Below are 21,389 nucleotides of genomic sequence, written 5' to 3' on the forward strand. Positions count from 1 at the left end.
ATAACTTTTTTTAAAATTTTTTAAGGCAATCAACCTAAAAATACCGGTCATTTAAATTGAACAAAATAACAGCAAAGGCTTGTGCGGAATCTTCTTTATGACGCATGTACATTATGATTACAGTCTTGTATTGGTCTCGGCTATCGTTGCATTGCTGGCATGTTATTTTGCTGTTTCTGTAGAACAGACATTATTCCGCGGCTCCCGGCCTAAATATGAATGGCTGATTTTAATTTGCAGCGGCGCGCTTTTGGGGGCAGCGATTTGGTGCATGCATTTTGTGGCCATCATGGCAAGCCAAATGCCCGGCATGCAATCTTTTCATTTAGGCTTAAGCCTCGTTTCGTATTTAATCGCCTTTGCCGCATCGGTTTTTGCTATTTGGCTGACCACCCGGTATACCCTGCCGTTATTCCGTTTGACTTTAGGCGCTGTATTGATGGGGCTGGGCATTTCAGGCATGCACTATACGGGCATGCTGGCTTTGAATATACAAGGTTATGAAGTCCGCTATGAACCTGTCTTGGCCATTTGTTCAATACTGATCGCGATAGGCGGTTCATGGATTGCCTTTTTACTGGCTTTCCGCAATAAGCATGCACGCCACTTTAGAATGGCATTGAAGTTCGCAATCGCATTTACTTTAACGATGACCATTGTTGTTATGCATTATACCGGCATGGCTGCCATGAGTTTTATTCCCGTGAATCCTGCTGCGCATGTAGAGCAGGCAACAGGCTTTGATCTGCAGCTGTTGACCGTTATCTTTATGACCTGTCTGATTTTAGGCGTTGCATTTTGCGTGGCGATGCTGGAGCGCCGCTTAGAAGAGCGCAGCAGGCAGCTGACCAAAGCCAATCGGGAGCTGGCCAATTTAGCTGTCCAGGATAATTTAACTAAACTGCCAAACCGGCTGTTTCTTGCTGAGTATGCGCACTTTTTGTTTACCGATCAGCGCTATCAAAAGGATCAGATTGCTTTTCTTTATATCGATTTAGACCGCTTTAAGGCGGTGAATGATGTATTTGGGCATCATGTGGGAGACCAGCTGCTGATTCAGCTGGCCAATCGTTTGCACCGCCTTTTAGATGAGCATTCAAAGCTTTTGCGTATTGGCGGTGATGAATTTTTGATGGTGCTGGAAAGCGCGACCTCGGAGAAGGCATCTGCAGTTGCAGAGAAAATTTTGGAATTGATACAGGACAGTTTTTTAATTGCGGGCAAAGAAATTAATGTATCCGGCAGCATCGGCATTGCCATGTACCCTGAGCATGGCAGCAATTTGCAGGATCTGCTGATCAATGCGGATGCCGCTATGCTGACATCCAAAGATCAGGGGCGGAATACCTTTTCCTTATTTTGCTACAGTTCAGATCAAAATGAAGCCAAGAGCCAAACGAAGCTGATTAATGACCTGTATAAAGCGGTAGAAGATCAGCAATTTGTGCTGTTTTATCAGCCAAAATTTAAGGCCTGCGAACGCGGAATTTGCGGCGTAGAGGCGCTGATCCGCTGGAAGCATCCGAGCCTCGGCATGCTGACGCCGAATATGTTTATCCGCGGGGCGGAAAAGACCGGGCTGATTATCCGGATGGGCTATTGGGCGCTGGAAGAAGCGTGCAAGCAAATTAAAGCCTGGGAACATACGCATCCGCATTTTTTACCGATTTCCGTCAATTTATCCGCCATTCAGTTTGAGCATAAATACCTGTTTGCAACCTTGGAAGCCCTGCTGAGCAAGTATAAAGTCGACTCCAGCTATTTGATGATTGAAATTACAGAATCGACGGCAATGCATCATATTGAAAATAGCATCCGGACCTTGGAGCGCTTGCGTCAAATGGGGATCAAGCTGGCAATTGATGATTTTGGCACGGGGCATTCCAGCTTTTTATATCTGAAGAATTTGCCAGTGGACGAACTGAAAATTGATAAAGAATTTATTTATGATTTAACGCCAAACTCTAAGGAAGAAATGATTTTGGAAAGCATTATTCAGCTGGCGATTAAGCTTGGGCTGGTGGTGACTGCAGAGGGCGTTGAAACCCCGCTGCAAGCTGAGATTTTGACCCGTTTGGGCTGTCAGCAGCTGCAGGGCTATCTTTTGGGGCTGCCTGTGGGAGTCGTGCGCTTAGAGGCATCTGAATACCTTTAAATGCCGAAAAAAGAAGCAAGCTGCGGATTTGATGGCTAAAGAAGGCGGGAGCGTGATGAACGTCTTCTGTACGAAAACCGCAGGCCCAGTGTAGTACAGCGGTGATCGGCTGCAATCGAAAAAAATGCGGCAGTATCCTGATTTTTGATATTGATCAGATGTTGGTTCGGCTATTCTGCTGCAGGCGTCTGTTCATAAGTTTTAAATAAGCACAGCCTCAATTTTGTGATTATTTCTCAGCTCGACTGCTTTAGCATGTTTTATTCAAATACATATATCTATTAATATGCATCTTTTTTGCCTCTTGCCTTTGTTTGCCCTTTTTTAATTTGTAATGGCTAAATTTCTTTCAGCAGTCATTTTCAATCAATATTTTTGAGTGATGGAATTTTCCTCTTCTGTTTTAAGGAGCATGTTTTATTGCAAAATCCCCCTATTCTATTGTGGAGCATACTTCTTATCCCAAAGGGAAAAGGATTTTCCAATTTACTTCATTGTTTCTTAATGGTTGCTTTTTAGATTTATGAGCAGGCTCTAAGGTGTACCTATGGACGTGTTTTAGTGTCCCTGAAAATTTTGCATTCAGACATAAAAGAGCGGAATCTGGAGCCAGGTTGGGAGAGGTACTCTATTTATGTTTCCTCAAAAGGGGGAGTGTTTTCGAGATGCAGGCAAGCACGTGTGTAGATTTGGTTCGTATCCATATGGCATTGCTGCGGGCGAATACAGAAAATTAAAAGGGGCACTGCGTATAAGTTTTCAGCCGCGGCTTATGCATGCCATTGCTGGAAAATAGACGGGCAGAATTCTATTTTTTAAGCCGGCGCAGTGGCTGGATGCATACTGCAGTTAAGAAAAGACAGAATTAGGCTGGCCCTGCACAGGATCAGCCGTTTAAGTTCAGCATCTGAATGTTTGCAGAGCAAAGTCTGGCTAAGATTGAAGCGGTGTGCGGTTTCTTTCTGGTAAAAATAAAGAAGTATCTTCGGCTGCGCTGTTGGGGATTGCTGAACCTCTTTTCACATCATTAAAAATTAGATTCAATCTTCTTATACTGGTTCATTAAGCGTTTTATGGTGATTGCTGTATCAGCAATCATGCTTAAAGCTGATCAAAGAGTTAAGTCTGTATTAAAAAATCTTTCATTACTTTTTAAAGTTGATTTAATGTTAAATAATGTAAAAAATAGTATAGAAAATATCCTTTATTTTTGGAATAATAACTAAAGATGTGAACTGTTTATTATTTTATTAACATTTTTGTGATTTTTGTTTTTTTGGGGCTTGAGTTTGAACATTAGAAAAAGTCGATACTTTGCAGGCTTAACGGCATTGTTTTTCTCGAACTGCTTGTATGCTTACCCTGCAGCAGGCAGCTATATTTCAAATATCGCATCTGGTGACTATACAGATGAAACGGGAAATCTGCTGCTCGTTAACTCAAACCCCGTTTCCCTTGAAGTGCAAAAAATATTGTCGCTGACACTGGTGCAAAATCAGCAGCAGCAAAGCACGGTGGGCGGTCAGGTGAATTTCCCGCATGTATTAACCAATACAGGAAATAGTTCTGATAGCTATGTATTGAGTTTAACTCACTCAGCGGCGGATCAGTTTAATCTTGAGTCTGTCAAGGTTTATGCGGACCGTGATCAGAATGGCATTCCGGATGATAATGCTGATTTATTAACGTCGAATACAAATATTGCATTAAAAGCAGGCGAGTCGCTTTCGGTGGTTGCTGTCGGAAATGTGCCATTGACCGCGACAGCTAATCAGAACAGTATTTTTGAGCTGAAAGCCACCAGTCAAACCGCCAATAGTATCTTTGCGAATGTGAATGACGCGGTGGCTGTGGTTGATGATGCGGTTATTTCTGTTGTAAAAGCGCAGGATAAAAGTCAAGGCAATGTAGCTGATGTGATCACCTACACTTTGACTTATCGAAATAATGGGACTGATGCTGCTAAATTGACGATTAGCGATTTGCTGGATGATTCATTGCAGTACATCGCGGCAAGCGCTCAATGGAATCAAGGCGCGGTTAAATTGACAGATGCGGATGACACTGAAAATACAGTCAACGCAGGAATTCAATATCAATTGCTTGCTGATAAGAAAACGATAAAAGCAGAAATTGCATCTGTTCCGCCTTTGACCTCTGGAGTTTTAAGCTTTCAGGTGAGTGTAAAAAATGCGGATAAAACCAAGATTCCGAACACTGCTCAATATACCTATGTCGGCAATAAATCTGCAGCAAGCTATAGCCTGAATTCGAATACTGTCCAGTATGCTTTGGCGCCATCCTTAGGGGTTATTCTGAATAATACCCCTTCATCTGCAGTCAACGCTGGCAACCCGGATCAGGCTCCAGATAACTTGTTGACGATAGCCGCTTTAAAGCCAGGACAAGAGGTCTATTTCAAAAACTATATTTGGAATACAGGGAATGTTACAGATGTTTATAACCTGAGTTATACCGTCAGCAATCTTCCAGCGTGTACGCAAGTGCGGCTATACAGTAAAGATGGCAAGACCTTGCTGACCGATAGCAATGGCGACGGTATTGTTGATACGGGATCCTTGGCGGCATCGGCAGTTAAAGAAATCCGTGTTGGGGTGTCCGCTTCTACAAGCTGCAATACAGAAGTGAGCAGCATTGTTATAGATGTTAAAGCCACTTCTGTACTTTCAAGTGATATCTCTGATCCTACGCGGAATGTGATTACTAAACTGGCTGCCTCATCTTCTGAAAGTGATCTTTATAACGCTGATAATAGTGGTAAAGATGTTGGTGAAATTGACAATAACGGCAATGCCTGGCTGAAGAAATTCGTCGCAGATGGCAAAGTTGTGTTCCCATTGGTTGCTGAAAATAAATCGGCGCAAAGCAATAGCTACAACTTGTTTGCTTCTTTCTCTGCAATTGACCCGCAAAATATTTCAGCTGTTTCGGCATCTGGCTTTACGGTGAAGTTTTATGAGGGTGATGCCGCCTGTTCAGCTTTGGGTAAGCAAATTACCAATACAGGAACCATGGCGGCAGGCGCTGTGAAACATTATTGCGCTGTCATTCAGGTTGATCCATCACAGCAAAATTTTGTGAAGCCAATCTGGTTCGCAATACAGTCACCTGTGAACCAGCAGGCGGATGCCATTAAAAATGAAATCTCGAGCAGTACTGCGCGCCAGCTGATCCTCAGCAATGACCAGCAAGGTCAAGTCAGTGTAGGCGGAACAATTGTTTATGTGCATACCCTAAAAAACACAGGAACAGTCACAGAAGGCGCTGCGTCAGGCTCTGTAGTGAAGTTTAAAGTCAGCCCGCTTAAACCCGATGACAGCTTTATTTACAGTCTTTATTACGATGCGAATAAAGATGGAAAAGTAGATTCGTCTGACAAATTTATTGATGCAAACACCGATCTAAATGCATTGACTGCGGGAGCCGGTATTGCGCCGCAGAATGATATTCAGCTGCTGCTCAAGGTTCAGGCTCCTGCTGCCGCAACACAAGGGGTGGTGAGTCCTGCCGATATTATTGTGATGAGTGGAACTTATGCCAGCATTGCACTGAATGATCTGAAAAATACGGATATTACAACAACTGCGGCAACTGCAATGCAGCTTGTGAAACATCAGGTGAAAGCGCCTTCTTGCGCAATGACCTTTGACCCAGCCAATGTGGCGCCTTTGCTGTTTACGGCACAGCCTTTGGCAATTAAACCGAATGAATGCGTGATTTATAAACTGGGAATAGAAAATAAAGGTTCATCCGTTGTGACCAATGTGCAGTTTCAAGATGCTGTCCCTGCCTATACGCAGCTTGTCGGAACGCCATTTCTTGTACCCGCGGGCACCAATACTTCAGCCGCTGAAAGTATTAAAGGCGCTGTTTCGAGCTTGTCACCAGGTCAAACGGCGAACATGTACTTCATGATTCGTGTTAACCCATAACAATAAAGGCGTTCAGAAATGTTTAAGGAAAAAATGATGACTCGAAGCCTGCGCTGGGCAATGTCTGGGTTGTTGGGGGCAACAGTGACAACTTTTGCCATGGCCGATAGCGCTATGGTGATTAGTAATATGGCGACGGGCGAGTATAAAGAAGAAGGGTCAACCCTTATTCAAACCTCTCGTTCAAACTTGGTGCAAACCACCATTATTCCTGCTTATAGCTTTAAGTTGGAAAATAATAATAACTTGTATGGTGTCGCCAATCAGCCAGTTTATTTTAACCATGTGCTGACCAATACAAGTAATGGCAAGGATAGCTATAGCTTGAGTGCCGGTGGCATTTCTGGCAGTGCATCGCTGAGCGGGCTGGTGATTTATTTAGATAAAGACCGCAACGGCATACCTGATAATGATCAACCTATCACAAACTATTCTTTAAATGCGGGTGAATCCATTGCCTTGATTGTAAAGGCATTGGTAGGCGCGGCCACATCAGGAGCTACAGGCTCTTTAACGCTTACAGCGACATCTGCTCAGCTGGGAGCTTCTGGAACGCTCAGTAATACAGACAGCGTTACGATTTCAAATCAAGCGGTCATGAGCATCCGCAAAGCTTTTAATAAAAGCATTGTGGCTGCGAATGATGAAGCTATTGTCCGTTTAACCTATTTTAATAATGGGACTGAAAGCGGTGAAGTGAACATCACGGATGTGCTCAATACTGCAGAATTGACCTATGTATCCGGTGCAGAAGTATGGAATGGCCTTGTGCTTAATCCTGCAAATGTCAATGGCGATGATCCGGCAGGCATTAATTATTATTTAGACACAGACAATAAAACCATTCGGGCAAAAATAACCAATGTCCCTGCCAATGCGCAGGGTTATATTGAGTTTAAAGTGAAGGTTGCTAAAACAACGCCTGGGCAAATTCCAAACTTTGCTAGCCTGACATATGATCATGATAAATCAGCTGGGACCCCAGTGCTTGCGGCACAGTCCAACACGGCGGTGCTTGAAATCTTGCCTAAATATGCAGTCGTGATTAATGCCAATAGTGCTGCATCGACAGGCAATGATTTGGATGATCGGGGAACTGCAGCAACAGGTTCGACTGTTCAATTTCAAAACTGGGTATGGAATACAGGCAACGCACCAGACCGCTTTAATCTCAGCCTTGGAACGCATAACTTTCCTGCTGGAACAGTGCTGGAGTTTTACCGTGAAGATGGCATTACCCCATTGTTTGATACAAATGGTGACGGCATTGTAGACACGGGAACATTAGCTGTTGGCGCAAGTTTAGCGATTGTTGTTAAGGCAACTTTCCCAAAAGATTATATAGACAGCAACAGTACGCTATTTAAAGTTGAACCGAAAGCTCAGTCGGTTGGTGATACAGCCAAAACCGATACGGTGACGGACCAAGTCAAATTAACCCAAAATGCAGTGTCTAGAAGTGTAGATTTAATCAATCAACCCGAAACAGTAAACAATGGTTTGGGCAACGGGGCAGTTTCAAATGGAACAAGCGCCTGGAAAACCTTAAATGCGGAAAATGGCAAAACAGTTACCTTCCCATTAAAAGTCACGCATACAGGTCTTGCAACGGCCTATCAGTTCAGTGCAGATGATGATGGCGTATTTACGACTTTAAAATTGCCTGTAGGTGTAACAGGCGTACGCTATTTTGAAACAGCGGATAACTGTACCACCACAAGCAAGGAAATATCGTCTACGCGTATTTTAAACAATGGTGAATCGCAAATTTATTGTGCTGTTGTGAGTATTGATGCAACAGCACAAACAGCAACAGCACAGATTTATTTTAGAACAGCATCTTCTGAATTGCCTGCACCAAACGCACAGTATGGATATGACACGATTCATAACGCGATTAACATTAGCTCAAAAAACAGTTCAGGTACGATCAGTCTAGATCCGGATTTACGAGGGCAAATTGCACCTGGCGGCACCATTACCTATACCCATATTTTGAAGCAGTGGGGAAGTCAGGCTCTGAAAGCATCAGACATTTTAACTGTAAGTAATGATCAGCAAGGGTTTATCACGACGCTGTATTTCGATGCCAATGACAATGGCACGCTGGATGCAAGCGATGTGTTAATGACTAATTTGTCAGTTGTGCCGACGGCGACACTGACAGAGAAAAAACCAATCCGTATTTTTGCCAAAGTGGAAAATTCCTCTTATGGCAAGGTCGGTGTGACCAATACTTCAGTGATTAGCCTGAAAGATGGCAATACACTTTTAGATACTGCAACGGACATCACTACGATTACGACATCACCTGTGCGGTTAACCAAATTACAAGCCAAAGACAATGATTGTGATGGCACTGCAGACGGGGCTTTCACCACCAATGTATTACCGATTACCAAGAACAGCAATGGTTCGGGACAGTGTGTGATTTATCAGCTGACGGTAAAAAATATGGGCGCATCAGATATTGGACGATTTACTTTTTACGATATGACTCCAGAAGCCATGGTGATGAGTAAAGCGCCTGTTTGCACAGATTGTGAAGGGGGTTCTATGACAGCGCCAGCAATAGGTCAAAGCGGTGCAATTCAGGGTTCAGTCCCAGCAGTAAAAAGCGGTGCAAGCCATAGCTTGGAATTTGGGGTGAAGTATGTGGGGAACTGAGATGGGTTCTAAGCTAATGAGAAAACAATTTGGTCATATATTCGCAATGACATTGGCACTTACAGCTGTAAATGCCTATGCGGTTCCGACTTTGGAAATTATGTCTGGTAGTGGTACAAACAGGTCATCAGCGTCAACAACGCCTACAACTACAACGTACGTTTTTAATCCTGCAAACCCAACAAGTAATGCATTAGTAGATTACTACCCGAAGACATCTGTGAAATATACGATTTCACAAACTCAATATTCTGATACAACGGCGAGTAACAACAGTTTATTTTTTACAGCAGGTGACTTTGTTGCTTTAGCTAAACAAGGCTTTCCTACAAGTGGTTATGCACAATACAGTAATGTATTTTCATCTAGCCGTGCTGCAGGAGACATTGAAAAAGGGATTGATCTTGATGCGAACTATGGGGTTCGATTTACAGGAAACTGGAGCACTTTGGGGGGGCGTTCGTTAGCTCTTAATACTTCTACAGTAAATGGTGGGCTAGGTCATAAAATGGGTGAAATTACCTTGACTTGGGATCGGCCTGTGACAAATCCTGTAATTAATATTTCAGGATTAGGTGGAACTGTCGGGTATGGTATAGCAGCGCAGTTTAAATTGCTAACCACTACGAATATTGCAAGTATGGCAGCACTTTCTGGTAAAAATTTTAGTGTTTCCAATTATGAAATAAAACATTCTGGTGCTTATATTTCAACTTCAGATTCAGCAGGAAATATTGGCGCTACCATTGATAGTAATGGTGCGAGTGGCAGTATTCAGTTGATGACGACACAGCCAATTACAACATTAACATTTGCTGTATATATGCGTTCTAGTACGACTGCTGCGGGGAATATAAGCACTAACTCTGGTGCTGATGCTTTTGTATTTAGCGCTGCTAGTATTGACTCTATGGTGGGTGACCTGCTGATAGAAAAAACAAACAGTACGACACAGGTCGTGAAAGGCTTGAATACCACTTATACCGTCCGTGTCACCAATAAAGGGCCAGACACTTTTACAGGCACTTATTTAAATGACCGCCTTGCGCAGGGGTTGGAGCTGGTCAAAGTAGAATGCAGTACCGCTGCAAATAACAAATGTACAGACTCTTCAAAAATTGACTCAGCAAAACTTTTTGTGGCTGATGCTGATCTGACTTCGTCTGAAAATACGGGGCAAGACACTGGCCCTTTAGCAAAAGATGCTTTCTATGAGATATTGGTCACTGCTAAAGTAACGGGTAATGCGGCTGCCAGTACAATAAACAAAGCCAGTGTCAAATTGCCAACCATGGGGTCCTCTACGGGTGTTTCTTGTACAGCATCAAGCTCGGTAGGGGGGACAAATACAGGTTTAACTCGTGCATTTGACAATACATTAGGTATTTGCAGTGTTACAGACACAGATACGATTATTAAACCAATTGTAGACCTCGCTGTGTCTAAGACGGCAGATAAGGCTAATTATAATGTTGGTGAAAATGCTGTATACACTATTAAGGCTTGGAATATTGGTACGCATGCCATGCCTGATGCTGTACTCACAGATGCGATTCCATCAAATCTTGCTGCATTGGGTGTAAGTTGTAAGGCTGTGGGTACGGATTCCTCTGGTACAGCTTTGACTTGCCCAACTGCCGATAAAATAACTTTGGTCAATAACCTGCTGACGGTTAAAGATATGGTTTTGCCTAAAACCACCGTTACAGGAACAAACCCTGCTGCCTATCTTGAATTTACAGTAACAGCTCTAGCGAATACAGCGGGTACAAGTATTGCTAACACAGCAAATATTGCCGTACCGCTAGTAAGCGGTGTTGCTACTGCAACAGAAACGATTACTGCAAATAATAGTTCAACAGCAACTATTGCAATTAAGGCGCCTTATCTCTTCAGTGGACGCGTGTTTGATGACAACAGTGGCGCGACGAAGGTTGCAGCCAATGCTTACAATGGCATCATCGATGCAGGTGAATTGGGCATTTCCGGCAGTACCGTGACCTTAAGAAATTGTTCTGGCACCCCTGAATATGCATCAGTTCAAACCAATGGCAATGGTGATTTTGAAATCCGTACATTTCAAGACGTATTTGATGCTGCTTCAGGCAAGGTCTGTCTGGCTCAAAAGAACGTTGAAGGTTACCAATCTGTGAGCAGTGTAAAGTCCGCATCAGTCACTGCAACTACTGATGCAAGCTTTGATCTCTTTACGGTCACCAAAAATACGAATTCAAATACTTATGAAGGTTTTCTTTTTGGTGATGCACAGCTCCAGCTGATTTTGACTCAAAATGGTCAAAAAAATATTGCTGCTGGGGATGTTGTGGAATATCCGCATGAAATTATTTCAAAAAGCGTGCACAAGCTAGGCAGCCTAAGCCCTTCCAACCTGCAGCAGCCGGCAACAGGTCAAGCGTGGCAAAGTGTTGTTTATTACGATGCAAACTGTAATGGCGCAGTTGATACCGGTGAAAAGCAATACGATGCAGCACTGCAAAGCGCCCCTTTGTCTGCGCCTATTTTACCGGATCAAAAAATTTGTTTGGTGCAGCGGGTAATTTCTCCTTCAAGCGCCAAGTCTGGCGATAGCTTAAGCGCTCAATTTGCGGTCAAGCACACACCTACAGTCAATGGCAGCAGTGAAAAATTGTCGAATACCGTTCGAGATATTACCACTGTAGGTTCTGCTGGATTAGATCTGGTCAAGAATGTTCGCGAAGTTAAGTCTTGTCCTTCAACTGCTGCAGATACAGCCGCTTTTGTGAAAACCAACACTTTAACCAAAGTCCAAAATCAAGTGAGTTATTTGGAATACCAAATTAGCTATGCCAACAATTCAGCAAAAAAATTGGTCGATGTCACACTCAAAGATGCAGTGCCGCTGGGAACTTCATTGAAGAGCATGTGTACAGGGAATAGCTGCAGTGCGGTGAGCGGCAGCACTCCATTGAATTGGAGTCTTGGAGGGGGATTAGCACCGCATGCAACGGGAACAGTCGGTTTTTGTGTCCAAGTCCAGTGATTTTCAGGCAAAACTACCTACAGCAAAGAGCGTGCAGGTTGCGGTTTTGCCGAATAACACACGATATAAGTTGTATAAATAGTTAGTAACAAAGTTTTAATTTTGGTTAAAAAATGTTTAATATTGTTACGTATTTAGTATAAAATTGTGACATAGTTAAACAAAGTATAATTTTTATTGTGATAGGTCTAAATAAGATGAAAGCGAATGTTGTGCTAAAAGGATTAACACTCGGTTTGATGGCGGGGCTTGCGGCGACTCATGTCACATGGGCTCAAAGCAAAGTAAAAGAGCCTGTTTCTATTGAACTGCAAGCATTTAAAAAAACAGTAGACAACAAAGGCAAGATCCAATTTGTTTCTTCGGATGTGACTAAGCCCAAAGACGTTATTGAATATCGGGCAACCTATACAAATAACACTGCTGGCAGCATCAGCGGGCTTAAAGCGACGTTGCCTATCCCAGCGGATACAAAATATACGGGAATCAGTTCACCTGCCGGCGCGCTTGCAAGTACAGACGGAATTAATTTTGCGGCAACACCGCTGAAAAAAACAGTAAATGGAAAAGTAGTCGAAGTGCCTCTGAAAGATTATCGCGCTTTGCAGTGGCAGGTTGCTGCGCTGCCATCTAAAAAGGCTGTGACTGTAACAGCGCAAACCAAAGTTAACGCGGCAAATGACTAATTATTTAACACTTTAAAATCAACATAACTCCTTTTTGGAGTGGGGAACACAATGTCAACATCTATTCAATCACTAAAGCGTAATAGCCTGTATCTGTCCATAGCGGCAGCTTTTGGGGGGCTGGCACTAGTAACAACAGGCGCTCAAGCAGCTGCACCTGCAGCGGGCACCAACATCAGCAACATTGCAACAGCAACGTATAGTGATGGTTCAACAACTCGAACTGTGACGTCAAACGAAGTAAAAACCACTGTGACTCAAGTGGGCAGCTTCCGCTTAGTACAAGACGTTACAACTTCAGCCAACCAAAACTCTGAAGTACAGTTCCAGCATACTTTATACAATGATGGTAACGGCACAGATACGTTTACGATTGACTTGGCAAACTTGACTGGCGATAGCTGGGACTTCAGCAATACTAAAGTGTTCTTAGATGCTGATGGTGACGGTAAAGCGGATTCAAACACTCCGTTGACTTTGGGCTCAAATGGTACAGTCGTGACTGTAGCCGCAGGCGGAAAAGTGAACCTGATTGTGGTTGCAACGACTGCTGGCGGTGTTTCAAATGCGACTGCTGGTCAGTTGGAACTTAGCGCGACCAGTACGTACACGACAGGTGCAGATAAGACCAAGTCAAATACAGATACTGCAAAAATTACTGCAGGCGCAGTTTTTGCCGTGGAGAAAAAAGCTTCAGTAAATGAAGTAAAAGTAACCACAGTGGCACAGCTAGTGACATATACTTTATCTTACCGTAACAAGGGTAATGATAAAGGTGACCTGGTTATTGACGATACTTTAAATGCCAATCTTGTATTTACTCAAGGTACACATACTGTCAAGTTAAATGGTACAGCACTGGCTTATATTCAAAGCCCTACTGGATCTGAGACGACAAGTTATTATACATATGACTCAAGTGCGAACAAATTACGTTTTGTGATCAAAAATGTAGAACGCAATACCGATGGCAACATTACCTTTGAAGCTAATGTAAAACAGGGTACTGCGCCAGGCACTGTACCAAACACCGCGATGTATGATAGTGATGGTCCTACTGTAGGCGGCAATACACCTGATGTACCAACGAACAATACTGAAATTAAAGTATTGGCAACCAACACTGGTGTAATTAACGATAGTTCGACTATTAAAACAAAAACAGGTAATGATGACATCATTACAGCAGCTTCGGTTGCACAGGGCAGCAGTGTGAAATTTGGTTCAGGCACAGAAAATACTGGCCTTGAAGTGATCTATGTGCACAATAATGGTGATACAACTGATACTTTCACCGTAGAACTTGATACTGCAGCTTCAAATTTACCGTTAGGTACAACAGTAACCTTCCTTCAGGCAAATGGAACACCGCTTACTTCTACTGTAGGTAATGCAAAAGACACAGGCCCAATTGCGGCGGGTGGAAGCTATAAGTTAATTGCTGTCGTAAATTTGCCACCTGAATACAGTGGTATCGGGGTGAACTTAGCCGCTGTTGTGAAAATCACTTCGACGAAAGACAGCTCTCAAACAGACCCGATTACTTTAAAAATCACCGATGTCACTAAAAACTCTGTCGATTTAAGTAACGGTAAGGGTGACAAAGACGGTACTGATAACCAAGGTGCTGAGAAAGCGGGTGAAGGTCAAAATACAGCATATGTTGTAGATACACTTAAAGCTAATCCTGGCCAAACGGTTACCTTCCCTATTGCTGTAACGAATCACGGTTCAAGTACAGATAACTATAATTTAACCACTAATCTTCCATCTGACTGGAAAGTTGAGTTCTTTACTGCGGATAGTACAGGTACTTGTACAGGTACAGCACCAGTTACCAATACGGGGGATGTTAAGCCGTATGTCGACTCGGGAACGACCAATACTCAATATTTCTGTGCAAAAGTAACGCCACCAACAAATGCATCAGAGGGTAATAAAGATATAACGTTCTCTGTCACTTCTGTAGCAACGAAACTTACTGACAGTATGAAAGACCAGGTGATAGTGAATGCTGTTCGTAATTTAACCTTGGTAACTGGTCAAGAAAGCTCTGTCGCACCAGGCGGTACAGTAACTTATGAACATACCTTGACTAACACGGGCAACGTTACTGAAGGTGGTGCTGTAAATACCCTATACCTTGATATTGCTCAGGATGATACAACGACCGGTTTCACCACAACGGTTTATGTAGATAGTAATGGAAATGGCGTATTAGATTCTGGTGATACGGTACTGACTCTTGCTAAAAAGAATGATTTGGGTACAGCACTTGCAGGTTTAGCTCAAGGTGAAAGCGTAAAACTTTGGGTGAAAGTACAAGCGCCAAGTACAGCAACCAATGGCTTAGTCGATGTTTCAACAATTAACATCTATGCGGAAGGTGCAATTTCAAGCATTAACCCAGCAGCAGCTGTTTCAAATAAAGACAGAACAACAGTGACTTCCGGTCAGGTTCGTCTAGAGAAGACCCAAGCGTTACAAGCGCAATGTACCGGTACAATTGGCAGTTTTGGTACGGCTACTTTAGCAGCAAAACCAGGTGATTGTATTGTTTACCAAATTAAAGCAATCAATGATGGTAAAGCAGATGTAACCGGTGTCCAAATCACGGATGCGGTTCCAAACTATACAACGTTGAAAACTGCTCTCCCTACACCACTTGATCCTGCTTCGAAAGGTAATGTGAAAGCAGGTGCAACTGCGAATAGTATTGATACTGATAAGTTCGATTTGACACCTGGCGACTCTGCAATCATGAAGTTCAGTGTTGAAGTTAACAAATAATTAAGCGCTTTTAAGCTGGATGGGCATGAACCTCGGTTTGTGCTCATCTCTATAATTTTTAGATTTATATTTTATTTTTTTATTTTTCTGGGGTATTGTCGTGTCAAAGCGATTTAAGTCGGGTAACAGCAGTCATATTGCATTTGTATTCACTACATTGGCTTCATCCATTGTGCTGGTGAATCAGACCTATGCAGCCATGCCTGATGCTGGTGTGTCCATCAGCAATACCGCTTACGCAAGTTACAGTACACTGGATGGCGGATACTACAAAGATGTGCCGTCCAACACAGTCGGTGTCACGATTACACCGCTTTATGTCATTGGGCTAACAACGCCGCCTTTACAGGAAGTGGATGCCGGCTCCAAAGTCATTTGGCTGAATGAACTCAGCAATAATAGTAATGCGGCGGTTGATGTCTTGTTTGACCGTTTGCATCACCCAGAATTAAGCAATATCAAAATTTATTTAGACAGCAATCAAAATGGTCAGTTTGACAGTGCTGATCTTGTTGTGACAGATAAAATTTCATTAAAAATAAGTGAAAAAGTAAACCTTTGGGTTGTTGCGGATACGTCAGCTTCCTTAAAAGATAAACAGCAGGTTGATTTGCCTTTACGCGCTTATGCGGTGCAAGATCCTACTGCAGAGGCAACGGCAGCAGATGCTTTGATCAGCTATGTTCCGCAGTTAATTGCAACAAAAACTGTAGACAAGCAGCAGTTTGAGCCTAGTGCTGGTCAGTCGTATGACTTAACGTATAGGCTGGAAGTTAAAAATAATTCTGCAAAAAACTCTGGATTAACCACCATTGATGTTGATGGGGTATCCATGCAGGCGGTATTGCTCGTGGATGAGCTGCCGGCCAATACTGTATTCAAGTCTGCAAAACCAGCCAATTCCAATGCAATTGTGCTGTACAAATCTGCCAATAATAAATATACCAAGCAAATTCCAGCCAATAAAACCTCGATTAATGAGCTTGTCGTTGCTTATCCTCAAGCGCTAGCAGGTAATGCAGTTGAGGCTGTTGAACTGGTTGTGACGATGAACTCGAATATTGCGAGTACAACACTGGTCAACCGTTTTAGTGTGGAACACAGTACCGCGGCAGGCATCAAAAAAACCATTTCAAATGATGCAATTACCAATATCGGCGGGCATTCTGATGTGTCCAATAATACAGGAGACTATTCGAGTATTATTGGCACAGGAAGTCTGAAGAAACCCCTGTATATTTCTGCCTCCAGCGCCGTATGCAATGCAACACGCACTGCACTGGATAAAGTAAAAATCAAGGTTGTGTCGAGCACGACGGGGGATGTTGAATATGTTGACGGCATTGAAACAGGCTTAAACACAGGGATCTTCCGCTTTGAATTGCCGACCGAAGAAAATACTGCGCCCAATGCCGGTGATTTTGTCTTGCAAACGGTTAAGCGTGACAGTGTTCTGATTAGCTTGACTGACTGTTTAGATGAAAATGGTGATTCAACCAAAACCATTACTGATGTTACAGCTGATGTTTTAATTGACCCTTACGGTGTTGTTTTTGATGCCAAAACTGGACTGCCTGTTGCCGGCGCAACGGTGACTTTGCGTGATGCCAATGGCCAGCCAATTGGCAACAATATTGCCTTCCGCATCGATGATCAAACGGGTCAAAAGATTCCAATAGCGGCGACTCAAGTGACCGATAGCAATGGACAGTTCATTTATCCTTTAGTGATTCCAGGCACGTACAGCATTCATGTCGATACCAGCACGATTCCTGGCGGTATTAGCTATACTTTTACCAGTGACAAAACTATTTACAATAATTTTGGCAACCGTCCAGTTGACTCAAGTTGGTCTTATGGCGGCAACTTTAGCCTGAAAACTGGCGATGCTGCCTTAAGCATTGATATTCCAATTGATCCGCTTGCGGCGCCATCTGTCAATAACCGGCTGGTGGTGAAAAAAGAAATCAGTGGCAGTAAGACTGCAGAAATTGGTGACTTTAAAGATTATATTGTGACTGTGGCCAATAAGGGCAATACCACGCTGTACGATGTGGATATGAAAGATACCTTGCCGCGCGGTTTAGTCTATGTCACTGGCACAACGCGTGTAAATAATAAAAAATATCAGGATCCGCAAGGGGAAAAAGGACCTTATTTAACTCTGGGGCTGGGCACATTGACGCCGCAGCAGGAAATGAAGGTGCAGTACCGCGTCTATATTGGTCCAAATGCTTTAAGCGGCGACGGCATTAACCGCGTCTATGCAAAAGATCAGTTAGGGACGGCCTCAAATGAAGCGCAGGCGCAGCTCAAAATTTCTCCCGGCGTTTTCAGTCCTGATGGTTTTATCGTGGGCAAGGTATTCGCAGACTGCAACCGCAATGGCATACAAGATCTTGGCGAGGCTGGAGTGCCCGGTATCCGCATTTATATGGAAGATGGCACTTTTGCGGTGACTGACCGGGACGGGAAATATAACTTTTATGGTGTAAAAGCCCTGACACATGTCTTGAAGCTGGATACTGCTACATTGCCTGCAAATGCGGAAATGCTGCTGATCAATAACCGTCAGGCAGGTGATCCTGGCAGCCGTTTTGTTGATATAAAGCGTGGAGAGCTGCATAGAGCGGATTTTGCCATAGTGGATGGAATGGGGCAGTGCAGTCAGCCATTGTCAGATCAAATTGATGCACGCAAAAAGAATATAGAGGCGCAATTGGATGCCTTGGAGCAGGTCATCCGTTCAGACTTGAGTATAGATTCGGTTGCTAATTATGTATCTGATGTACAGGGGCAGCCTGCGAGCGGCTGCATCAGTGCAATAGGAGCTTCAGCAAACTGCAATGTCGAGTATAGCAAAGACCAATTGCGGGAAGTCAAAACAGTTCAAATTGAGCCAGTTAAAGCGCCAGTCATGCTGGATTTAGAACAAGAATTGCAGCGTTCTGAATCCAATCAATTGAATATCCTGAATTTGAAGGATCAGCAGATATTGCCGGCTGCGCAGACAGCTGTACAGCTTAAAGGCGCATTGGGAACCGACATTCAGCTGTTTGTCAATGATGTCAGAGTGGATGAAAAGCGCATTGGCAAGAAAGCGGTTGCCGCAGATTTGGGCACTGCTGGATTGGACTTTATTGGTGTTGCGCTTCAGCCAGGACAGAACAATATTGAAGCGCGTCAGTACGACAGCTGGGGCAATTTGCGTGACAGCCGTAAAGTGACTGTCATTGCGCCAGGCAATTTGTCAAAGCTGGATATACAGGTTATTGAGCCAAAGGTGTATGCCAATGGCAAAGATGTATTTCAGGCTGTGGTTAAAATTGCCGATCAGGATGGAACGCCTATTGCATCCCGTACACCTGTCAGCATTGAATCCAGCATTGGCACAGTCCAGCTCAAAGATTTAGATCCGAATAAGCCCGGCATTCAAGTTTTTGCTGAGGGCGGAACCATTGTTGTGCCTATCCTTGCGCCGACAGAGGCAGGTGAAGGTGTTTTAAAAATCAGCAGCGGCGTGTATGAAACCAGCACGCCCGTTCGCTTCCTTGCAGAACTTCGTCCAATGCTGGCGGCGGGGATTATTGAGGGGGCATTTGCACTTAATAATTTTGATCCTAAAAATCTGGCGAAATCTTCGACTCAGGATGGCTTTGAGGAAGAACTTAATGATCTGTCAAGTTCCGCTGATGGCACTAAAGCAGCCCGTGGGCGTGCGGCATTATTTTTAAAAGGTAAAGTTCGCGGTGATTATCTATTGACCCTGGCTTATGATTCTGCGAAGTCGAGCAATCAGCGCTTGTTCCGTGACATTCGCCCGGATGAATATTACCCGATCTATGGAGATGCATCCGCCAAAGGTTTTGATGCGCAGTCGACCAGCAAATTCTATGTGCGTGTGGACAAAGGCCGTTCGTATGCAATGTATGGCGACTACGTTACCCGTACCGAAAACGATGAAGGCTTATCACTTGGCCAATACAGCCGGTCATTGACAGGTGTTAAATCTGTGATAGAAGGCGAACGCTACAAAATCAGCGGTTTTGCCTCTCGCACGAGCAGCACACAGGTTGTGAATGAATTACGCGCTATGGGGGTTTCAGGGCCGTATTCGCTAGGCATCAGTGCGGATGAAGTGCTGGAAAATAGTGAAAAAGTTGAAATTATTGTGCGTGACAGAAATAATCCCGGCTTGATTATTTCGCAAAAAACGCTATCCCGTTTCAGTGATTATGAAGTTGATACCTATACCAACAGCATTTATTTGACTACCCCGCTGAGCAGTATTGATGCAGATCTCAATCCAGTCTATTTACGGATCACTGTAGAAACCGATAAAGGCGGTGAAGAATATACCGTTGCGGGTGTCAATGGCTCCCTGAAATTGACTGGCAAAGTCAGTGTAGGCGGTTCCTATATTCAGAACGAAGACCCGATTGACGAAGAAAAAATTGCCAGCGTCAATACAGTGGTCCATTTAAATCAAAAGACCAAATTGGTTGCTGAATATGCCTATTCAGAAAATAATTCTATTAACTTGGACAGTTTGACTGATGTCAATGCGCCTAATGGCGCAGTGACACCAAAAGACGGCACAGCAGGCCGCATTGAACTTGATTATAAAGATAAGAATATTGAAGTACGGGCTTATCATCATCAAGCAGATGACGGGTTTAAAAACGCTGCTTCTTCGATTAGTGCTGGACGTAAAGAAAGCGCTGTGAAGCTGAATGCCCGTGTGGATAAGCTGGGCGTGATCCGCCTTGAAGCCTTGCGTACTGAAGATAGTTTAAATGCGGGCGTCCGCAGCGGTGTCAGTGCAACGATTGAGCGCGCGATTAACCGCATTTTGAGTGCGGAAATTGGAGTGCGTTATTATGACGAAACCGCAAAGGCTGCGAGCCAGTCTACCTCTGCAGTCTCTACACCTTATAACGGCACGACTATCCGCTCTAAGCTCAAGGCGAATCTTCCATTTAATGGAGCCAGCGTTTTTGCCGAGTATGAACAGGATATTTCGGACAGTGAACGCAAAGTATTTGCATTAGGTGCAGATGCGAATATTTATAAAAATGTTCATGCTTATGCGCGTCATGAATTTATTTCCAGTATTGGCGGGCTGTATGAACTGAATGATACACAAAGCCGGAATACCACAGTATTCGGGCTAGACAGCCAATATATGCGGGATGGTTCGGTTTTCAGCGAATACCGTGTGCGTGATGGCATAAGTGCACGTGAAGCTGAAGCAGCGATGGGTGTACGTAACCGCTGGCAGCTCAAAGAAGGCATATTCTTCAATACCAGCTTTGAAAAAGTGAAAGTGATAGAAGGTGAAAATAAGGATTCACTGGAATCAACGGCGGCGACCGTGGGTATTGAGCATCTGAGTAATCCTCGCTGGAAAAATGTGGCGCGTCTGGAAGGGCGCTGGTCTAACCAGTCAGACAGTTATCTGAATACACTGGGTACTGTATATAAGCTGACAGATGAAGTGACGCTGCTGGCGAAAAACGTCTTGAACTATTCAGATAATAAAGCAGCTGAATCGGGTGACCGTATTGTAAACCGCTTCCAGTTAGGGGCTGCATACCGTGATGTCGAGACCAACCGGTTTGATGCACTGAGTAAAGTTGAATACCGTTATGAAAATAATGAAACGACGCTGAGTGCCCCGTATCAGCGAAATGTGTATGTTTTATCGGCACATATGAATTATCATCCTGTACGGGACGTGCATTTGTCAGGTCAGTATGCGGTGAAGTACCTGAATGAGACCTATGATTTCTTGCAGACCAGCGGTATGACTCAGATGGTTAATAGCCGTTTTATGTATGACATCAATGAGCGTTGGGATGCCGGATTGAATACCGGTGTGATGTGGAACAATGTTTCTGATGGAGTGCAATATCTTGCGGGTGTAGAAGCAGGTTATTTACTTGCGGCCAATTTATGGGTATCCGGCGGCTATAATTTTATGGGCTATAAGGATAAAGATTTAACGGATGGCGATACGGCCATGGATGGCGCTTATTTTAGATTCCGCTTCAAGTTTGATGAGAATTTATTTGGTAAAAATAAACCTTCAATCAATAAAGCAATGGAGCCGTGAG

Annotated in this window: 7 protein-coding genes; all 7 read left to right on the forward strand. The window is 43.8% G+C overall.

What is annotated here, in order from left to right:
- Window positions 1–97 precede the first annotated feature (97 nt).
- The 7 genes from JZ784_RS11545 to JZ784_RS11575 all read left to right on the forward strand — a co-directional run bounded on the left by JZ784_RS11545 (window position 98) and on the right by JZ784_RS11575 (window position 21,388).
- Window positions 98–2,155: an EAL domain-containing protein gene (locus JZ784_RS11545; RefSeq protein WP_346314962.1), complete on the forward strand. Its 2,058-nt coding sequence runs from the start codon at window positions 98–100 to the stop codon at window positions 2,153–2,155.
- Between the two features lie 1,289 nt (window positions 2,156–3,444).
- Window positions 3,445–6,108 carry an isopeptide-forming domain-containing fimbrial protein gene (locus tag JZ784_RS11550; RefSeq protein WP_346314963.1) on the forward strand — a complete coding sequence of 888 codons (2,664 nt, stop codon included), beginning with the start codon at window positions 3,445–3,447 and terminating at the stop codon, window positions 6,106–6,108.
- 18 nt (window positions 6,109–6,126) lie between these two features.
- Window positions 6,127–8,775 carry a hypothetical protein gene (locus JZ784_RS11555; protein ID WP_346314964.1) on the forward strand — a complete coding sequence of 883 codons (2,649 nt, stop codon included), beginning with the start codon at window positions 6,127–6,129 and terminating at the stop codon, window positions 8,773–8,775.
- The gene (locus JZ784_RS11560; RefSeq protein WP_346314965.1) at window positions 8,762–11,797 is read left to right on the forward strand and encodes a hypothetical protein; all 3,036 of its coding nucleotides are present in this window, start codon (window positions 8,762–8,764) and stop codon (window positions 11,795–11,797) included. Before JZ784_RS11555 ends, JZ784_RS11560 begins: the two co-directional genes overlap by 14 nt.
- A gap of 197 nt (window positions 11,798–11,994) precedes the next feature.
- Window positions 11,995–12,483, forward strand: coding sequence for a hypothetical protein (locus JZ784_RS11565; RefSeq protein WP_346314966.1), 489 nt, complete (start codon window positions 11,995–11,997; stop codon window positions 12,481–12,483).
- A gap of 51 nt (window positions 12,484–12,534) precedes the next feature.
- Window positions 12,535–15,273 carry a hypothetical protein gene (locus tag JZ784_RS11570; protein ID WP_346314967.1) on the forward strand — a complete coding sequence of 913 codons (2,739 nt, stop codon included), beginning with the start codon at window positions 12,535–12,537 and terminating at the stop codon, window positions 15,271–15,273.
- A gap of 199 nt (window positions 15,274–15,472) precedes the next feature.
- A complete protein-coding gene (locus JZ784_RS11575; protein WP_346315048.1) occupies window positions 15,473–21,388 on the forward strand; it encodes an SdrD B-like domain-containing protein in 5,916 nt (1,971 codons plus the stop codon).
- The last annotated feature ends 1 nt before the right edge of the window (window position 21,389 follow it).

It is taken from the genome of Acinetobacter sp. CWB-B33 (assembly GCF_039655955.1).
In the GTDB taxonomy this organism is placed as follows: Bacteria; Pseudomonadota; Gammaproteobacteria; order Pseudomonadales; family Moraxellaceae; genus Acinetobacter; species Acinetobacter bouvetii.

Bases quoted from the DNA above. Each gene is read 5' to 3' on its own strand.
- JZ784_RS11555 (WP_346314964.1), top strand. From the start codon at position 6,127: ATGTTTAAGGAAAAAATGATGACTCGAAGCCTGCGCTGGGCAATGTCT.
- JZ784_RS11575 (WP_346315048.1), top strand. From the start codon at position 15,473: ATGCCTGATGCTGGTGTGTCCATCAGCAATACCGCTTACGCAAGTTAC.
- JZ784_RS11565 (WP_346314966.1), top strand. From the start codon at position 11,995: ATGAAAGCGAATGTTGTGCTAAAAGGATTAACACTCGGTTTGATGGCG.
- JZ784_RS11560 (WP_346314965.1), top strand. From the start codon at position 8,762: ATGTGGGGAACTGAGATGGGTTCTAAGCTAATGAGAAAACAATTTGGT.
- JZ784_RS11545 (WP_346314962.1), top strand. From the start codon at position 98: ATGACGCATGTACATTATGATTACAGTCTTGTATTGGTCTCGGCTATC.
- JZ784_RS11570 (WP_346314967.1), top strand. From the start codon at position 12,535: ATGTCAACATCTATTCAATCACTAAAGCGTAATAGCCTGTATCTGTCC.